Annotated in this window: 13 protein-coding genes; 6 read left to right on the forward strand and 7 right to left on the reverse strand. The window is 51.6% G+C overall.

Going from position 1 to position 16,239, the window contains the following annotated elements; genetic code table 11:
* The first annotated feature begins 48 nt into the window (after positions 1–48).
* The gene (locus M2133_RS03810) at positions 49–486 is read left to right on the forward strand and encodes a LytTR family DNA-binding domain-containing protein (protein ID WP_277464635.1); all 438 of its coding nucleotides are present in this window, start codon (positions 49–51) and stop codon (positions 484–486) included.
* On the opposite strand, the gene M2133_RS03815 is transcribed toward M2133_RS03810, so the two are convergent.
* Together M2133_RS03815 and M2133_RS03820 are read right to left on the reverse strand one after the other, a co-directional pair.
* The gene (locus tag M2133_RS03815) at positions 483–1,694 is read right to left on the reverse strand and encodes a hypothetical protein (protein WP_277464636.1); all 1,212 of its coding nucleotides are present in this window, start codon (positions 1,692–1,694) and stop codon (positions 483–485) included. The genes M2133_RS03810 and M2133_RS03815 overlap by 4 nt on opposite strands.
* Positions 1,681–2,991, reverse strand: a complete 1,311-nt coding sequence (locus M2133_RS03820; RefSeq protein WP_277464637.1) for a DUF4270 family protein — start codon at positions 2,989–2,991, stop codon at positions 1,681–1,683. The genes M2133_RS03815 and M2133_RS03820 overlap by 14 nt, the downstream gene beginning before the upstream one ends.
* A 238-nt stretch (positions 2,992–3,229) precedes the next feature.
* Here M2133_RS03820 and M2133_RS03825 point away from each other — a divergent pair, with 238 nt between their 5' ends.
* On the forward strand, positions 3,230–4,228 hold the full coding sequence (locus M2133_RS03825) for a kelch repeat-containing protein (protein WP_277464638.1): 999 nt from the start codon (positions 3,230–3,232) through the stop codon (positions 4,226–4,228).
* On the forward strand, positions 4,215–4,562 hold the full coding sequence (locus M2133_RS03830) for a DUF4907 domain-containing protein (protein ID WP_277464639.1): 348 nt from the start codon (positions 4,215–4,217) through the stop codon (positions 4,560–4,562). Before M2133_RS03825 ends, M2133_RS03830 begins: the two co-directional genes overlap by 14 nt.
* 44 nt (positions 4,563–4,606) lie before the next feature.
* Here the strand turns inward: M2133_RS03830 and M2133_RS03835 are convergent, their stop codons facing one another.
* The 3 genes from M2133_RS03835 to M2133_RS03845 all read right to left on the reverse strand — a co-directional run bounded on the left by M2133_RS03835 (position 4,607) and on the right by M2133_RS03845 (position 7,870).
* Complete coding sequence (locus tag M2133_RS03835) at positions 4,607–7,045, reverse strand: glycoside hydrolase family 2 TIM barrel-domain containing protein (RefSeq protein WP_277464640.1); 2,439 nt, start codon at positions 7,043–7,045, stop codon at positions 4,607–4,609.
* A 209-nt stretch (positions 7,046–7,254) separates the two neighbouring features.
* Positions 7,255–7,602, reverse strand: coding sequence for a DUF2442 domain-containing protein (locus M2133_RS03840; protein ID WP_277464641.1), 348 nt, complete (start codon positions 7,600–7,602; stop codon positions 7,255–7,257).
* A 10-nt stretch (positions 7,603–7,612) separates the two neighbouring features.
* A complete protein-coding gene (locus M2133_RS03845) occupies positions 7,613–7,870 on the reverse strand; it encodes a DUF4160 domain-containing protein (RefSeq protein ID WP_277464642.1) in 258 nt (85 codons plus the stop codon).
* A gap of 240 nt (positions 7,871–8,110) precedes the next feature.
* On the opposite strand from M2133_RS03845, the gene M2133_RS03850 reads away from it, so the two are divergent.
* Entirely contained in the window at positions 8,111–11,320 is a 3,210-nt protein-coding gene (locus M2133_RS03850) for a hypothetical protein (RefSeq protein ID WP_277464643.1), read from the forward strand.
* Here the strand turns inward: M2133_RS03850 and M2133_RS03855 are convergent.
* Together M2133_RS03855 and M2133_RS03860 are read right to left on the reverse strand one after the other, a co-directional pair.
* Positions 11,314–11,445: a hypothetical protein gene (locus M2133_RS03855; RefSeq protein WP_277464644.1), complete on the reverse strand. Its 132-nt coding sequence runs from the start codon at positions 11,443–11,445 to the stop codon at positions 11,314–11,316. The two genes, M2133_RS03850 and M2133_RS03855, sit on opposite strands and share 7 nt — an antisense overlap.
* 11 nt (positions 11,446–11,456) lie before the next feature.
* Positions 11,457–12,401, reverse strand: coding sequence for a DUF4421 family protein (locus M2133_RS03860; RefSeq protein WP_277464645.1), 945 nt, complete (start codon positions 12,399–12,401; stop codon positions 11,457–11,459).
* Between the two features lie 195 nt (positions 12,402–12,596).
* On the opposite strand from M2133_RS03860, the gene M2133_RS03865 reads away from it, so the two are divergent.
* Both M2133_RS03865 and M2133_RS03870 read left to right on the forward strand, forming a co-directional pair.
* Positions 12,597–13,871 carry a serpin family protein gene (locus M2133_RS03865; protein ID WP_277464646.1) on the forward strand — a complete coding sequence of 425 codons (1,275 nt, stop codon included), beginning with the start codon at positions 12,597–12,599 and terminating at the stop codon, positions 13,869–13,871.
* A 6-nt stretch (positions 13,872–13,877) separates the two neighbouring features.
* Complete coding sequence (locus M2133_RS03870) at positions 13,878–16,139, forward strand: amino acid permease (protein WP_277464647.1); 2,262 nt, start codon at positions 13,878–13,880, stop codon at positions 16,137–16,139.
* Positions 16,140–16,239 lie beyond the last annotated feature (100 nt).

The raw sequence follows: 16,239 nt of genomic DNA on the forward strand, positions 1-16,239 counted from the left end.
GAATAAATCAGCTCTTTTGTACTGTAATCAAAAAAAATAATTCAGAGTATGTTGAGAAGTATCAGTTTAAGAGAAGATGCTGTGATGTTGAATTCCCTGGCCGGTTATTTTGAGAAGTTGGACAGGACATTGGCAGAGGTGAGTGAAGTGCTCAACAAAGGCACGAACGAACAAGTGCTTTTTGTGAAAGACGGAGGTAAGATTATCTCCATCCGCAGAGAAGAGATCCTTTACCTGGAAGGGTATGGAGATTATGTAAAGATACACCGTGCCGAGGGGAGAGCGCTCCTGTCGCAGGTGAGTCTGCGGAAATTTGAAGAGATCCTGTGCGGGGATGATTTTTGCAGGGTACACCGGTCGTATATCGTGGCCATCTCAAAAATCAATTACATTGAGAAGAAACGCATACGTATCGGTGGGGCTTTATTGCCGATCAGTGATTCTTATTTCTCCTCGTTGATGGGGAAATTGATGTTACAAGATTAAAGCTTTATCTTGCGGAAATGCTCTTCGATAGAGAAAGAGAGGGTCATCCCGATCACACTCCGTTGAAAAGCATTTCCGGAATATTGTGTATGTTCATAGTAGAATGCCGTATTGAGTAGTCCGTTCATGACCGGGAAGGCCAATCCGGCACTCACCCGCCAGTTCAATCCCGACTTTCCGCTGATCTGCATATAAGGGGTAGAGAGATTGAATCCGAGTTTATAATGCATCTTTTGCACATACGACCGGGAGTAGGTCTCAATAGCGGAAGGGAAATAACAGATCCCGGTGCGCAGCTCGTGCGTATCCTTAAACTTGACCGTTCCGTTATCCGAACCGACCACACTGTATTGGCGGAAAGTATAGTCCAGGGCGTAAGTCAGGGTACGATGTTGCAGCGACAGACCACCGCCCAGGTACATGGGCACATACTGTGTGATGCTTCGCTCTTTCTCTTGCGACGTGCCCGACGACGAGGTAATGGTTGTCGTCCGGTTGAACGACAACTTTTGCTTCATGCCGTAGACTGTTCCCAACGACAGGTGGGTATGTTTCCCCAACAGCCGGTGATACTGCAAACCGAAGTCGGCATAAAAAGTCCGCGCATCCAAATCCTGTTGATAGTAGATACTGGATTGGGTTTCTTTCTGCGTGATAGAGCCAAACAGATAATGTACGTTTGCCCCGATGGAGAGATTGAAAGGCAATAAGAGCGCATTCGAAAGGCTTGCTTTCGACAAGCCTCCGCTCCCTTCAAACGTACTGCTGACGGTCTCTCCGGCAGTTCCCTCCAATGCCTGGTCGCTCTTAAAGTAATAACCCACCGAACTATACGGCGTAATACCTACAGCCAGATACCAGGGCCTCATGATGCGCCCGCCGAGTACAAGGCCCGAGAAGTTGCCGGTAAAAGCATTGTTCTTATCCCCTTTCGAACGGTAATTCTCATTCCGGGCAAAGACGGAGATATCCATCATCAATTTGCAACTATCCATACCGGTCAGCCCCGCCGGATTATCGATATTGATCAATGAAAGACCCCGCATCCCGTAGGAGACTCCGCCCATACCCACATTCTGCCCATTCAGTCCCTGACTGATCTCCCCCACGCCAAACATAGAGTAGGGCGAAGAGGTCATCACGTTCTGAGCCGATACGGAAAGAGCCATTCCTGATAAAAGACAACATACGGATTTAATATGTTTCATAGATCGAATAAGTAAGTTGTAAAACAATAGGCTTCTTTCCCTTCTGATCATATATCGTCAGGTTTTTGACTGTCGAGGTATAGTCGGTCGCATCGAAAACCAGTTGCAGCTTATGTTTATTTTGCCCCAGCGTGCCGAGCTCGTCTTGCATGAAACTGGTCACATCAAAATAATAACAGGTATTCTCCCAAAAGAGCTCGTCTTCCACCAGGGTGCCCGACTGTACTTCTTCACCCAGGTAATCCTTTACGGCATCGGTCACCACATTGTTCTCATCGGCGATATAAAGATAGGTACTGTCCGGAAGCAGATTGTATCCCCCATAGGTATCGAAGTCGGGATAGACTTGCAGGATGGCCTGCTGTATATCGACCCGCTCACCCATTTGCAGAATCTCGTTCAAATGCGGAAACTCAAGCGTAGTGTACCAGCCTATGCCTGCCATAAGAAGTCCTTTGTTTTCCATATCCTCCGAAGGGATCACTGTCTGGGAAGGGTCCAATGGGGTTTGGCTGTAATCCTGCTCCAGGTGATTGAATTGCGTACTGGTCTTGGGCGTAAACATCAGTTCATGTGCCGTCTCAAACGCATCCATCTCATGGTAGCGCAAGGTCAGGGTCGCAAATGTATCTCTGACCGCATACGCGATGATGGAATGGTTAGAGCCGGTTTCCGGTATCAGGGTGATGCCCCGGAAATAGTCTTCAAACCAATCGGTTTCGGTCACGAACGGGTCGCGGGCATGGAACCGGGTGAGCAGGTCTTCCCCCAGTGTGTCAGACAGGCGAATCTCAAAACGGGAGGTGTCACCCGGTTCCGGTTTATATTCATACGAGCCGATGGGCTCCGGATCATAGCTGAACTTATCTTTATTGTACAAGTAGCCATTATCATGCAAGACTACCTTCTCAGTCAACAGATGCACATTGAAACGCAAAGCTTTGGTTGTATCACCCAGGAAGTAACCGCTGTGCGAAAGGGTCAACACCAGCGAATCCAATGCCACCGTGGATTCGGCATCCGTCCCATAGGAAGGACATTCGTAAGCGATATAACTCTGTGCAAGGGTGGTGCCCCATAACGCATGGGTATATTCTCCCAATAAGAGGATAGACTGGCCGGATGTCTCGAGCGAGTCGATCCGCATGGTAGAGACCAATACCGTACTGGTATCCGTCGTGACATTACGAAAAACGGAGTCGACCAGATGATCGCCATAGTTATTTTCTGTGTCGTAGCAGGAGCAAATCAAACAGAGGATAACCGACATTAGGAATAAAGAAAAAGATTTATTCATCGATTTTTATTTTTGGGCAAAAGAATAAATTCCATTCTGTCCCGGCAAAAACAAACTGCCAACACCCGGTTTAGGTCGTTGAAAGGCAAAGAAAACAGGGTAAGAACATCTTCCGGTAGAGTATCAGAGCCTTACCTCGATAAGCGACGGTTTCACCGACCGGAAGTCTCCATTGAGCGATTAGATTTGCAGGAGAAGTCCGGCACCTGTTCTTTTGCGGCAAAAATGATTGTAAATTATGAAAGGTAAAAAATGGTATTTGTCTTTATTTTTGTCACTCCCGTTGGTCATCTGTTCCTGTAGTGATGAAGATGATGAGTATGATGGGAAATGGCATAAGAGGTCGGATTTCGATGGTAAGGCCCGCCGGAGCGCATCCGGATTCACGATCGGCAACAAAGGATATGTAGTCGGGGGATACGACGGAACAAACCCCTTGACCGACGTATGGGCATACGATATCGACCGCGACGCCTGGACGCAGAAAGCCCATTTCCCCGGCGAAGCACGGCATTCGGCAGATGCTTTCACCATCAACGACAAAGGGTATTATGGTACCGGCTACTATAGCTCGACCTATTATAATGACTTCTGGGAATACGATCCGGCGACGAACAACTGGACACAAAAAGCCAGTTTCCCGGGCTCCGGACGTTACGGTTCCGTCTCTTTTACGGTTGGAGGAAAAGGCTTTATGGGAGGCGGATATGACGGCAATTACCTCAAGGACTTCTATGCCTACAACCCCTCGGCGGATAGTTGGACACAGATCGTCAGCATCGGAGGCTCCAAACGCATGGGTGCAAATAGCTTCGTGATCAACGATATCGCCTATGTGGTAGGCGGCGAGAATAACGGATCGTATGTCACCGACTTCTGGAAATACGATGCTCAGGCCGACAGCTGGACCGAATTGCGCGAGATAAAAGATGATTCGGACGAGGACTATGACGACGAATACGATATCGCCCGGAAATACGGCAATACGTTCGTGATCGACGATGTAGCCTATTACTGCTGCGGCGATGTGGGATCGCTCCGAAGCAACGTCTGGAAATACTACCCGAATCTCGACCTCTGGGATCATGTGCGGGCTTTCAAAGGATCAGCGCGGACGGAAGCCGTCAGTTTCTCTACGGGAGAAAGAGGTTTTGTGGTGACCGGGCGAAGCGGAACCTCCTGCTTTGATGATGTTTGGGAACTCAAGCCTTATGAATATGACGATGATGAATATTAAATCCGGAAGAAAGAAATGGGGCATACTGTTCGTACTGTCCCTGTTTTCTTTTTCCCTGATCTACTACCGCACCACCCCACCCCCGAAGCGGGCGGAATTGGAAGTGTTCGAGACCGCCGACGGGTGGGGCTATCAGATACGGGTCGATTCGAAAGTCCTGATCTATCAACCCACTATCCCCGCCCTATCGTCCAACCGGTCTTTCCCTAATGAGGATAGCGCCCGCGAGACCGGCCTACTTGTTATGAAAAAAGTAAAGGCCGGAAAAGAGTTCAGTGTCACGGAAGAAGAGGTGAACCGTATATTGGCTCAAACCTGTCCATCCGGGATCTGACTCTAAACCCGCCTTTCACTACCTGACAAAGTCATTTGATCCTTCTAGCGCAGGACCGCTTCGAAGCGATTGTCGATCGTGGCGGTCACGCCGGCTTTGCCTTGCGCGTCGTGACGGATGATGATCATTGCCAGTCCGTTGAATAGCTTGCGCTGCGGCAGGTAATCAGGTTCATGGCTCGATGGGTTACCGTTGGCTACGCCGACAAACTCGCCGCCGGTCACCGTGAACTTCACCTCTTCGTTGCAGTTCTCACACAACAGGCCGTTCTTATCGTAGGCAGCGACCTTGACCAATGTCATTTCTTTGCCCTGCCAAACGGTCTCCAACCGCAGTTCGGCGATCGTTCCGAAGGTCTTGCGGACCGATTCGGCTACCGCTTTGCCCCGGTTGTAGGCGACCAACTTGATTTCTCCCGGCTGATAGATTACTTCCCATTTGCCGATGTCGCCCCGGTTGTTTTTCTTCTTGCCCTGGGAAACGTTATTGACGAAAAGCTCCACTTCTTCGCAGTTGCTGTAGGTCTCTACCTTGATCTTTTGTCCCTCTTTACCGGGGAACGTCCAATAGGGCAGGACATGCGCCAGAGGCTCATCGCTCCAGACGCCTTTCCAGTAGTAGAACGCATCTTTTTCAAAGCCGCACATATCCATCGCCCCGAAGTTGGCACCGATCTGTGGCCAGTACGTAGGCGAAGGCTCGCCGCGGTAGTCGAAAGCCGTCCAGAGGAAGAGACCACCCAGCTGGGGCACGTCGACCCGGTTGTGCTTCCAGGCATATTCCAATGAGCCGTGGCTGGTCATGCCGCCGAAGGTGCCTTTGTCGACATCTTTCTCTTCATCTTTCGCCATGATGGCCCACATATACGATCCGCTGTCGTAAGCCGAGCACCAGCCTTGCTTCAGATCGTCGATGTAGACGCCGCGCGTCGACAGGAAGCTGGCATCTTCCGTGCCCATCACCCGGATACCGGGGATATTGCGCACGTGCATAGCGGCATCCTGATCGTCATAGTTGAAGCCGGCGACATCGGGGATGGTCACATATTCCGGATCTTCCTTGGCAGCCATGCCCGCCATGGTAATCATGCGCGTCGGATCCATGTGTTTGACCAGGTCCTTGATTCGTCTCAGGATCGCTTTGCCTTGTTTGGTGGGCGTGATCATCTCTTCGTTTTCCAGGCAGTACATAAAGACCGAAGGGTGGTTGCGGCTGGAGACCACCAGGTCGCGTAGGTCGGCAAGGGTGACGGGGTTGACCATAAAGTTCCGGTTCTCATTCAACACCAGAATGCCTTCGCGGTCGCAAATGTCCAGAAACGCGCGGGTGGCGGGGTGGTGTGACGAGCGATAGGCGTTGACACCCATATCTTTCAGGCGCTTCACCTTATACTCCATAATGTCTTCGGTCAGAGCAATGCCTACACCGGCGAAATCCTGGTGCTCACAGACACCTTTCAGTTCGACCCAGCGCCCGTTCAGGAACAAGCCCTCCTGGGTGTACTCGATCGTACGCAGGCCGAAGCGGGTCTGCATCTCCTCTTCCGTCGTTCCGTCGCATACGATGCGCACCTGGGCGGTGTACAGGTTGGGCTGATCCAGATCCCAGAGGACGGGCTGGTCCAGATGGATCTTGTGGGCGAAGTTTTCTTCGGCCAAGGCCGGGATCGTGAAATCTTTATTGCCTTTCTCTACGGATTTCCCCTGCGGATCGAGTATCTCATAATATAGGGTGAACGATTTGTCTTCCGGGTAGTTATTAATCAGTTCGGAGATCAATTCCAGGTCGAATGTCCGGTTGGCTGCCGGATTGATCTTGGCAAAGATACCCTCTCTCTTGAATCCGAGCGTGCCATGAACGGCCATCCAGACGTTGCGGTAGATACCGGCACCGTCGTACCACCAACCTTCGCGGCCTTTCGAGGCGGTCTTGACCAGTATCACGTTCTGGTCGGAGCCATATTCCAGATACTCGGTCACATCAAAGTCAAAACCAGTATAACCCGAGTAATGATTGCCGATATAATGCCCGTTGATCCAGATATCGCAGTCGTGCATCACACCTTCAAACTCGATACTGACCCTTTTCCCTTCGGCCTCGGCGGGCACGGTGAGTTGTTTGCGGTAATACCCCACGTTATCGGGCAGATAGCCGTTGCCTGCCGGGGTATCCATATTGAATCCCGCCGGCATGTTAGCCGGAGCCTGGTAAGGCTGGCGAAACATCCAGTCGTGCGGCAGGTCAACCTTCTCCCAACCCGCGGAAAGGGTCGGCACCACGTTATAAAAACTATAAAGGAACTCAGGATCTCCGCCTATGATCTGGGCAAATATGCCCGGAGGCGTCAACCGCACGCCCTCGGCACGCGTAAGGATAGAGGCTCCTCCGGTGAATCCGGCCTTTGTAGTCAACTTCTTGGGAATCTCTTGTGCGGGCAGTTCGCCCAGATGGAATTGCCAGTCGGCATTCAGTAATGTTTTCATGTCTCTTTCGTTTGTCGCATTCACAGATGGGCATAACAGGAGTATCCCCGCTACGATGGATAAAATGGCGTGCTTTCTCATGGTTCTCGAAGTATTAAATTATTTAGTCTGGACAAACCTACGAAAAAAGAAGGGAATAGAAGCGTCTGGTTTGCATTGTTTTTGGTGGAAAATGAAAAAGACCTACTGCCGGGTGGTATATCGAACATTCACAGTCCAAGGCTTTTCATTACTTCTTCACGCGTAACATACTCGCCAGTCTCTTCTGCAACAATACAACGCCCGAGAAGGTAATCTTCTTCTTTCTCTTTCGAACCGAAATGCAACAGATATTCAGGATCGAACCCGATCTCTCCTGCCCATTCGATAGTAAAAGGGTCGAGGCTGAACTGCCGGAAGTAATTTTGATCCTTCAATTTAGCCAACAATCCGCGACCATCGGATATAAGGGGGGCAAAATCAATAACCTTCTCGATGCCATTGCTGAAAGTAGCCTTGATTTTATATTCGCCTGCATAATCGGCGTGGGTAATGGTGATGATGTCTTGCGTATCCATAATGTTTTTTCTATTCTAAGGGTGCTATTCTATCAGGGGCCTCAAACCGGCTGAGTTTCTCCCAATTATTCAATAATTCCGGTTTATGCAAGTCGAGCCATTCGTACACCAGCGTCAGTGCGCGTCGTGGGAATGTTCCACGTATAACTCCATTTTCAATATTGATAACGGCTTTATAATTCTGATACCATACATGTATATGTGGAGGATTGTGCTCGTTTATATACATATAGATAACTATCCCGTAGAAGCGACTGATTTCAGGCATAATCTTTCTTCTTTTTCCTTTACAAAGATAATAATATCCTGTGTGTAAACCAATATGCTGAAGAAGGTCTATTGAAAATTACATTAATTACACCACTTTTGTATTTGTCTTTGGGGGAATTATGTTTACATTTGCTCGATAAGTGTAATACATATATTTAATGCCATGAGAAAGCTACTTCTATTCAGCACAGCACTTATTCTCTGTTTTTGCCAAGTGAAAGGGAATGAGGGAAAGGATGTGCAACAAACACAAAAAGAGTTTAGTTTGTCGGTCGTTCATCTGATTACGGATCAGGAAATCGAAATTGTTTCCGCGCGCAAGCCGGCGAATGCGCAGGAGGTGTACAAGTCCTTCACGGTGACGGTCGACGGGAATAAGGTGGACTATACCTATCTGTCTTATTTCGATTTCGGACCGTATGCCACCCGTCCGGTAATCAATATCCGTTTGGCGGAGCCCTTGAACGTAGGCACATTGCGGGGTAAGACCGGCAATGCCCGCACACCCGGGGAAGATACACAGGCTGTATTGGGTCCACAGGCCGCGGCCAGCGTGAAAATAAGCCTCCGAAAGCAAACGGTTACCGCCCAATGGGTGCCTTTCTACGATTATATGAATATCGGTTCGAAGTCCAAACTGACGGCGACCGGCACCAAGGCATGCGCTACCGCGGCAGAGAATGATAAGTACCTGGGCGTGGCCTATTCCAACGAACACGTGATCGATTATGCCGCCGGAGGAATCCACCGGATGACCGGCCGTGCGGAACTGATCACGCAAAATGCCGTAGATTATGGAGTGAAGATCCGCTTGGTCGGTTCGGATCAATCGGTCTACGAGGCACCGGAATGGCGCGAGCTCTTCGATCCGGCGGATTACAAAACCCGGCGTGTGATTGAAGGCACTTTGGAGAAACCGATCATCGTGGGCACTGCCGACGATGTGATGCGACAGCAAAGTGCCGGCGCGATGGAGCGTGCCCGAAGTGATTTCTTTTTCCTGGGCGAAGCCTTTGCCCGCTTGTTCTGGCGTGTGGGGGTAGACGGTTCGGCGAACGGCGCCACCCTGGGTTGCCGGCGTACGCCGATCAGCGTGTACAATGCACCCGACGATTATCGTTATGATAAACATATCGTGGAGGCTTATGGCGAAGCCCGGCGCGCCAACCGCTATCCGGGTTTTCGGATGATGCAAAGTGCGGAGGACTATTTCGTTTACGGTACGATGATTTTTTATGAATTCATTCCCGAATCGGCAGATGGCCAATGGAGAATGGACGGTGGGCCGGTGAACACCCGCGAGGAGTTGAAAGCCTACGATCCGGCGTTGTACCGTGCCTTATGTGGCATCTTCGGCGAGTGGGAATATTTCTCGAGCGAGAACAGTACGGGCTTCGACAACGGACGCGACGGCGTGCGTTCGGCCATGCCCTGGTTCTGGCACACTCAGGTGGATAATTACCGGAGCGATACCCGTCCCTATCCGGCCTTGGACGTGGAGCATGTATGGGTGATCGCCGAAAATCAGATTGAGATCAAGTTCAACCGCGAGGTAAAAGATATGAGCGCTCTCTATCATTCCGCAAACTGGAAGATCGAACACAGCGCCGACGAAGGCAAGACGTGGAACACGGTCGAACACACCATGGCCGGCGGGTACCTGTGGCGGGCGATCACCCTGCAGCTTCCCCGGGAGTCGGACTTCAGCTTTACGACGGGGGCATTCGGGCGTAGCTTCCGTGGATTCAACCGGGAAGATATTCAGGAGCGCAGTGTTTCTGCCGGCGGATGGATCGCCGACGACCAGGCGGTCAGTCCTACGGCATTGGAGTTCGGACAATACGTCGGCATCGACGAGGCGATAAACGACTATGGCGCAGCGATGAACGGCCTGATCCGGGTGACGTATCTGGGCGACAAGCCGGTACGCGACTGGGCGGGCAATCTGCTTCCGGCCCATAAGGCGTACGACGCCGCTTTCCGTCCCTGGGTCGGCAATGTCTACCGCGCGCCGCTAACGGGTGTCTATGTCTATGGCGATACGGAGGTGCCCAAAGAGGTGATGATCCTCTCCGGGATGTATTACGACCTGGGCTTTGCCAATAACCGATACACCACCTACGACAAATGGCCCAGCGGCAAACCCTTTACCGAAGCTGAACGGCTTGCCTCTTCGGTATTCGACCGTCCCGGACAGCGGGTGGCCGACTATGCCGTCCGCCAGGGCGGTGGCCTGTTGATCGCCGCCGAAGGGCAGCATGCCAATCAGCATCCCGAGCGCCGGGGCCAGCAGGCGCGGAGCTACCACGGGGGACTCTACGTAGAAGGCTGGGGAGGCAATATCTTCCAGGACCAGGCGAATAACATCACCCGCGACTACAGTATGACCCGTTACAAGAACGAATTTCTGCTTTACCACGAAGGAGGCCATGGGATCGACAGTTATACCCGCCCGGAGAGTTATGCCCCCTGGGTGGAAGCCCATATCACTTCGGCGCATAATACCGCGCGAAGCGATGCGAACGGCCGCCGCTATTACGACGAGAACAATGTCGGCGCTTACCTGTCCATGCGCGACGAGTATGTCTCCACCGGATCGACCTACTGGCACGGCACGATGCGCGAATCGAAAGACGGCACCAACGACGGCACCTGGACACCGGTCTGCAACCGCTGGGAGTTCTACCGCTACGACCCCTGGGGCTTCGAAGCGCTCAAGCGGTTGTTCTGGAGCGGCGACCTGGGGCTGTGGTACGAGAACCGCGTCGGCGATCCGATGTATCGCGTATTGCCGGGCGACTGGAAATACCTGCAACACGATGCCGAATTGAACCGCTACCTGACCTTGCGTTCCGGCCTCTACGGCAATGGCGAGACGGTGAAGATCGATAGCGAGAATGCCTTGATCGCCTGGGGCTGTACGGTGTTTGAGAACCTGCGCGACGACGCTTTCAACGACTACCATAATCCATTGATAAACTGGGTATCCTGGTCTACGCCCATGATCTATGACATCACGGTCAAGCCCTCCGGAAATCCGCAATTCCCCCATAATAATATGGGCTTCAAAGGCGGCGTGCTCTATTATCCGGATGCGGCGGAACCGAAGAGCTTCCTCAATCCTTTCCTTCGCCCTGGTGGGGTGAAGCGCCCCGTGCGGACGGCGGAAGAGGAGGCGTTGTTGCACCCGGTAAGCGGTGTGGCCGGAAAGCTGACGCTTAAGACTCCGATCCTGCCGGTCCTGACATTCGATAATGCGGCAAAGATCACCGTGGATAACGCGCAGACCAGTTTCGCCGTAAAGGTAAATGGAAAGAAATTAGGTTTCCGCTACTTTGCCAGTGATGCGCAGACGGTCACATTCTACCTGAACTGGCCATTGGAAGAAGGCGATGTGATCGAAATCACCGTCTTGGAAACCGGACAAAAGATCTCAAAGACTCAATAGCCGACAGCTTTCTGAAAAAGGCCGGCAGCTTTTAAAAAAAGGCCGCCGGCCTTTTTCAAAACTCCGACGGCCTTTTCCAAAACTCCGGCGGCCTTTTTTGGGGAATAAAAATACGTCTTTTTCACACCTTCCCAGCTTACCGGCGCGAGAGCAGAGAAGAGAGAAAAGGGATATCGGCAATGCGCTTGAAATAAGTCAGTTGGAAGGTACCGGCAAAGAGACCGACGGCATCGTCGTCGGTCAGTTTGGAGTAGTTCATACTGCCGACAAAGAAGAACGCCAACGCCCAGTCGCGCTGGTTGTAGGCCGCACCGATACGGGGCAAGACCGTCGGGTAGACTTCCAACCGGTCTTTGCCGAATCGGCCGATCGTCTCGCTGCCGAAGTGAATGCCTACCGTGGTCGCCCCGGTGATATGCCAGTGTTTGCCCAGTACCCAGGTATAGGCATAACCGATATTTACGCCGAACTGGAAATTCTTCAAGTCGTGGCGTTCGCCATAAACAAAAGAGCTGTCGGAACGGATATCCGAAAGGTAGATACCACCTCCCAGCAACAGGCTACCGGCTGAGCGCAGTTGCCGTTCGCTCTGATTGAATGCCGCCTTATAAGAGAAGCGCTTGTGATTGAAGATATACTCGGCATTTACGCCGTATTGGTGGACCTGCAGGTCGGGACACAAGACAAAGTCGGTTTTCACTTTCTCGTTTTCCATATAAAACCCTTTATAGCGCTGCACAAACAGGTCGAACGCATACTTCCGCCCGTAGGTATGCCATTGGAAATCGAAAGACTTCGTCTTGCCCAGCGCTTTATCCCGCATAAAGTCGAAACCATAACCATAAGCCGCATACAGGATCGTATTGTTCCAACCGAAGCCCAACCCCAATTCAACAGGGTTGTTAGGCATGTAAGAGAATTCCTTTTCGGGCGTCTCGGACACCAGCATCAGCATATCCTTAGTCATAAAACCCAGAAACATAAACTTATTGTCGTAAGGACGGATATAGGCGCTATCGATCTGTGCCGAAGCCTGAACCGACAACACGAATAGAAATAGTATACACCCAAAATTCTTCACACACCCAACTGTTTTAATTGCTGCAAAACTACAATACCCAACGGCATATTTCACAAAATAGTATTGTCCGGCCTCTATTCTTCAAAGATTAAGGGGGCAGCATGCAACATTTTACTTCTTTTCTGCATTCATATAGAAAGAAGCAATCAAAATTGCTATCTTTGAAACAAGTATAAATATTTTATTCTCACTGCAATGAAAAATCTAAGTCTTACCCTATGCCTATTCTTTCTTCTGGCAGCCTGCACTTCGAACGCGCCGCTGCCCGAGATCGTAACACCCGTGCCGGAGCCTGAGACTCCGGAAGAACCGATCTACAATATCCGTGTGGATATCCCACTGACACAAAACGAAAAGGAACTGGCCCTTATCGGCAATTCCTTTGCTTACGATCTATACGCCAAAGTACAGGAAGCCAAAGAAACGCCCAATGTGGTGGTTTCGCCGCTCAGCGTCAGCCTGGCGTTCTCGATGCTGAACAACGGGGCGTACGGAACGACGCAGGAGGAGATCCAGAAAGTGCTGGGCTTCGAAGGCTATACGGCAGCCGATATCAACAGTTACTACAAAAAAATGCTCGAAGCGGCGGCAACGATCGACCCGATGGTCATACTCGAAACCGCCAATTCAATCTGGATCAATAACGGCTTCCCCGTTCGAACCGAATTTGTGACGGTCAACCAGGAAGCGTTCGAAGCGGAGATCCGGAATGAGGATTTCAACAATCCCGAGGTGTTGAAAATGATCAACGACTGGGCGTCGGAGAAGACCCACGGCAAGATCCCGACCATCCTGGATGAACTCGATCCGGCAACGGTCGTGATCCTGATGAACGCGCTCTATTTCCTGGGCGACTGGAAGAATCCTTTCGAAAAAGAAGAGACCCGGGAAGCTGTTTTCACCAACGCCAACGGCCAGACGGCGAAGGTCGATATGATGCACAAGACAGAACACGGCACCTATTACCAGAACGATCAATTTGCCATGATTCAACTGCCCTATGGCAACGGCGCTTTCTATTTGCAACTGATCCTGCCGCACGAAGGGGTTACGCTCGAAGAAGTCAGTCAAGACCTGGAGAAGAAACTCAACTGGGACACCTCCGACCTGCGAGGGGTCGGCGCAAAGATCTCCCTGCAATTGCCGAAGTTTGAGATCGACTTCGATGCCGACCTGAAGCTTATCCTGCAAGAATTAGGTATGGAAGCGCCTTTCGATCCGACGAAAGCAGACTTTTCCAGGATGTCCGAGATACCCACCGTCATCTCTTTTGTCAAACAAAAAGCGTCGATCACCGTCAATGAGAAAGGATCGGAAGCGGCGGCCGTGACTGTAATCGGCATGGAGACAACAGCCTCAGGAGATCCGATCGTGCCTTGCGACTTCCACGTCAACCGTCCGTTCCTCTTCCAGATCAAAGAGGTCAGCTCGAACGCCATCTTCTTTATGGGAGAAGTGACGGAACTCTAATCGATCATGAAGGAGACAAAGCAGAAGATCACAACATCAAGGTCAGGGGGCTTTGGGGCTGCCCCGGTCTATTTCACCGCGATCTCGACCATCCTGGGCGCGATCCTTTTCCTGCGTTTCGGTTATGCCGTAGGTACCCTGGGCTTTTGGGGTGCGCTGTTGATTATCCTGCTCGGGCATCTGATCACCATTCCCACGGCACTGGCCCTGTCGGAGATCGCTACCAATACGCGGGTGGAAGGTGGAGGGGAATATTTCATTATCTCCCGCTCCTTCGGTTTGAAGATCGGCTCGACGATCGGTATCACGCTTTTCTTTTCCCAGGCTATCAGCATTGCTTTCTATATCATCGCGTTCGCGGAAGCCTTCGTGCCTTTTTTCCAGTGGTGGGAAGGACATTTCGGGTTTGCACTGCCCCGGCAGGTAGTCAGTGTGCCGACACTGCTCTTCCTGGCAGCCTCGATCCTGTGGAAAGGGACCGGCTCGGGCATGAAGATGCTCTATGCGGTGAATATCATTCTTTTCCTGGCTCTCGGCCTTTTCTTTCTGGGCCAGCCGATTGCACCGGTCGAAGTGGCCGAAGGAGTGGCTGAACCGATCGTAAACAGTAACTTCGGTTTCACCAACGGGAACCTGCTTTTCATTGTCTTTGCCATTTGTTTCCCTGCCTTCACCGGCATGACCGCCGGGGTAGGACTGAGCGGCGACCTGAAAGATCCGGGCAAATCCATTCCCCTGGGCACGATGGGCGCGACGCTGACCGGATTGGTTGTCTATATATTAATTGTATGGAAACTGGCGGTCTCCGCTTCGCCGGAAGAGTTGGTAGCCGATCAATTGATCATGTCGCGCATCGCGGTCTACGGGCCGATTGTCATCCCGCTCGGGCTGGCAGCCTGTACCTATTCGTCCGCCCTGGGTTCTATCCTGGTGGCCCCGCGCACGCTGCAGGCGCTGGCGGCGGACGGCAATTTCCCTTTCCCCCGCATGAACGCGTTCCTCTCCCGCGGGAAAGGAGAGAACCGGGAGCCGTTCAATGCCACGATCGTGGCTTTCCTGATCGCGCTGGTCTTTGTCTTGATCGGTAACATCAATACGGTGGCCGAGATCATCTCGATGTTTTTCCTGATCACCTACGGCGCCTTATGCCTGATCTCTTTCCTGAACCACTTCGGCTCGCCTCCCTCCTACCGACCGCGGTTCCGCTCGAAATGGTATTTCTCCCTGGGAGGCTTTCTCTTGGCGATCTGGGTGATGTTCAGGATCAATTCGTTATACACGGTCCTGGCGATGGTGGTGATCGCGACGATCTATCTCTTTCTGGAGCATTACAATAAGGACGAGAAAGGTTTGGGCGACCTGTTCGAAGGGGCGCTCTTCCAACTCAACCGGCGGTTGCGTGTCTTTATGCAGAAACACCAGAAAGAGATTGAGAACGAAGAATGGCGACCTTCAGCGATCTGCATCTCCCCCAACTCGTTCGAGCGGGATAAGGTATTAGAACTGATGAAATGGATCAGCCACCAGCATGGGTTCGGCATGTATTTTCACTTTATCGAAGGCTATTATAGCAAGCATACCTATGGCGAGTCGCGGGAGATCCTGCGGATGCTTATCGAAAATCAGAAAGAGCACAACAGCGCCTTGTATATCGATACGATGATCTCACCCTCCTACACCTCGGCGATCGCGCAGGTGATCCAGACGCCGTCGATCTCAGGCATGGAGAACAATATGGTGGTGTTCGAATACGACAAGACCCATCCGGAGGAACTCCAACGCATCATCGACAATATCAACCTGACCAAAGCGGGCAATTTCGATATCTGTATCTTCGCCGGCTCCACCTATCCCTTGCGTACGCGCAACGATATCCACGTATGGATACGGGCTACCGACGAGAAAAACACCAACCTGATGATCCTCCTGGGTTATATCATCATCTCCCATCCCGATTGGAAGAAGAGCCAGATCAAGATCTTCATCACCTCGACCTCGACCGATACGGAAGACCTGAAGAGAGTATTGAAGAAACGGATCGACGACGGCCGCCTGCCCATCACGCTGACCAATATCGAGATCGTCATCCTCTCCGAACACCAGACCATCCGCGATGCCATCGTGCAACGTTCCAAACAGGCCGGATTGACATTAATCGGCTTCCGCGAAGAAACCATCAAGCACAATGGCGAGCAATTCTTTACCGCCTTCCCGGAGATTGGGGATATCCTCTTTGTGAATGCTTCGCATTCGAAGGAAATCAACTAATTCCTATGAGCTCCTATGAGTTCCTATGAGCTCTTATGAATTCTTATGAATTCCTAAGAACTCCTAAGAACTCATAAGACCCCACAAAAAAAGGCCACCC

The organism is Parabacteroides sp. PF5-6 (genome assembly GCF_029504695.1).
Classification (GTDB): domain Bacteria; phylum Bacteroidota; class Bacteroidia; order Bacteroidales; family Tannerellaceae; genus QVMG01.

What these genes read in the sequence shown, in the direction of transcription:
- M2133_RS03810 (WP_277464635.1), top strand. Translation starts at nt 49, where the DNA reads ATGTTGAGAAGTATCAGTTTAAGAGAAGATGCTGTGATGTTGAATTCC.
- M2133_RS03815 (WP_277464636.1), bottom strand. Translation starts at nt 1,694, where the DNA reads ATGAAACATATTAAATCCGTATGTTGTCTTTTATCAGGAATGGCTCTT.
- M2133_RS03820 (WP_277464637.1), bottom strand. Translation starts at nt 2,991, where the DNA reads ATGAATAAATCTTTTTCTTTATTCCTAATGTCGGTTATCCTCTGTTTG.
- M2133_RS03825 (WP_277464638.1), top strand. Translation starts at nt 3,230, where the DNA reads ATGAAAGGTAAAAAATGGTATTTGTCTTTATTTTTGTCACTCCCGTTG.
- M2133_RS03830 (WP_277464639.1), top strand. Translation starts at nt 4,215, where the DNA reads ATGATGAATATTAAATCCGGAAGAAAGAAATGGGGCATACTGTTCGTA.
- M2133_RS03835 (WP_277464640.1), bottom strand. Translation starts at nt 7,045, where the DNA reads ATGAAAACATTACTGAATGCCGACTGGCAATTCCATCTGGGCGAACTG.
- M2133_RS03840 (WP_277464641.1), bottom strand. Translation starts at nt 7,602, where the DNA reads ATGGATACGCAAGACATCATCACCATTACCCACGCCGATTATGCAGGC.
- M2133_RS03845 (WP_277464642.1), bottom strand. Translation starts at nt 7,870, where the DNA reads ATGCCTGAAATCAGTCGCTTCTACGGGATAGTTATCTATATGTATATA.
- M2133_RS03865 (WP_277464646.1), top strand. Translation starts at nt 12,597, where the DNA reads ATGAAAAATCTAAGTCTTACCCTATGCCTATTCTTTCTTCTGGCAGCC.
- M2133_RS03870 (WP_277464647.1), top strand. Translation starts at nt 13,878, where the DNA reads ATGAAGGAGACAAAGCAGAAGATCACAACATCAAGGTCAGGGGGCTTT.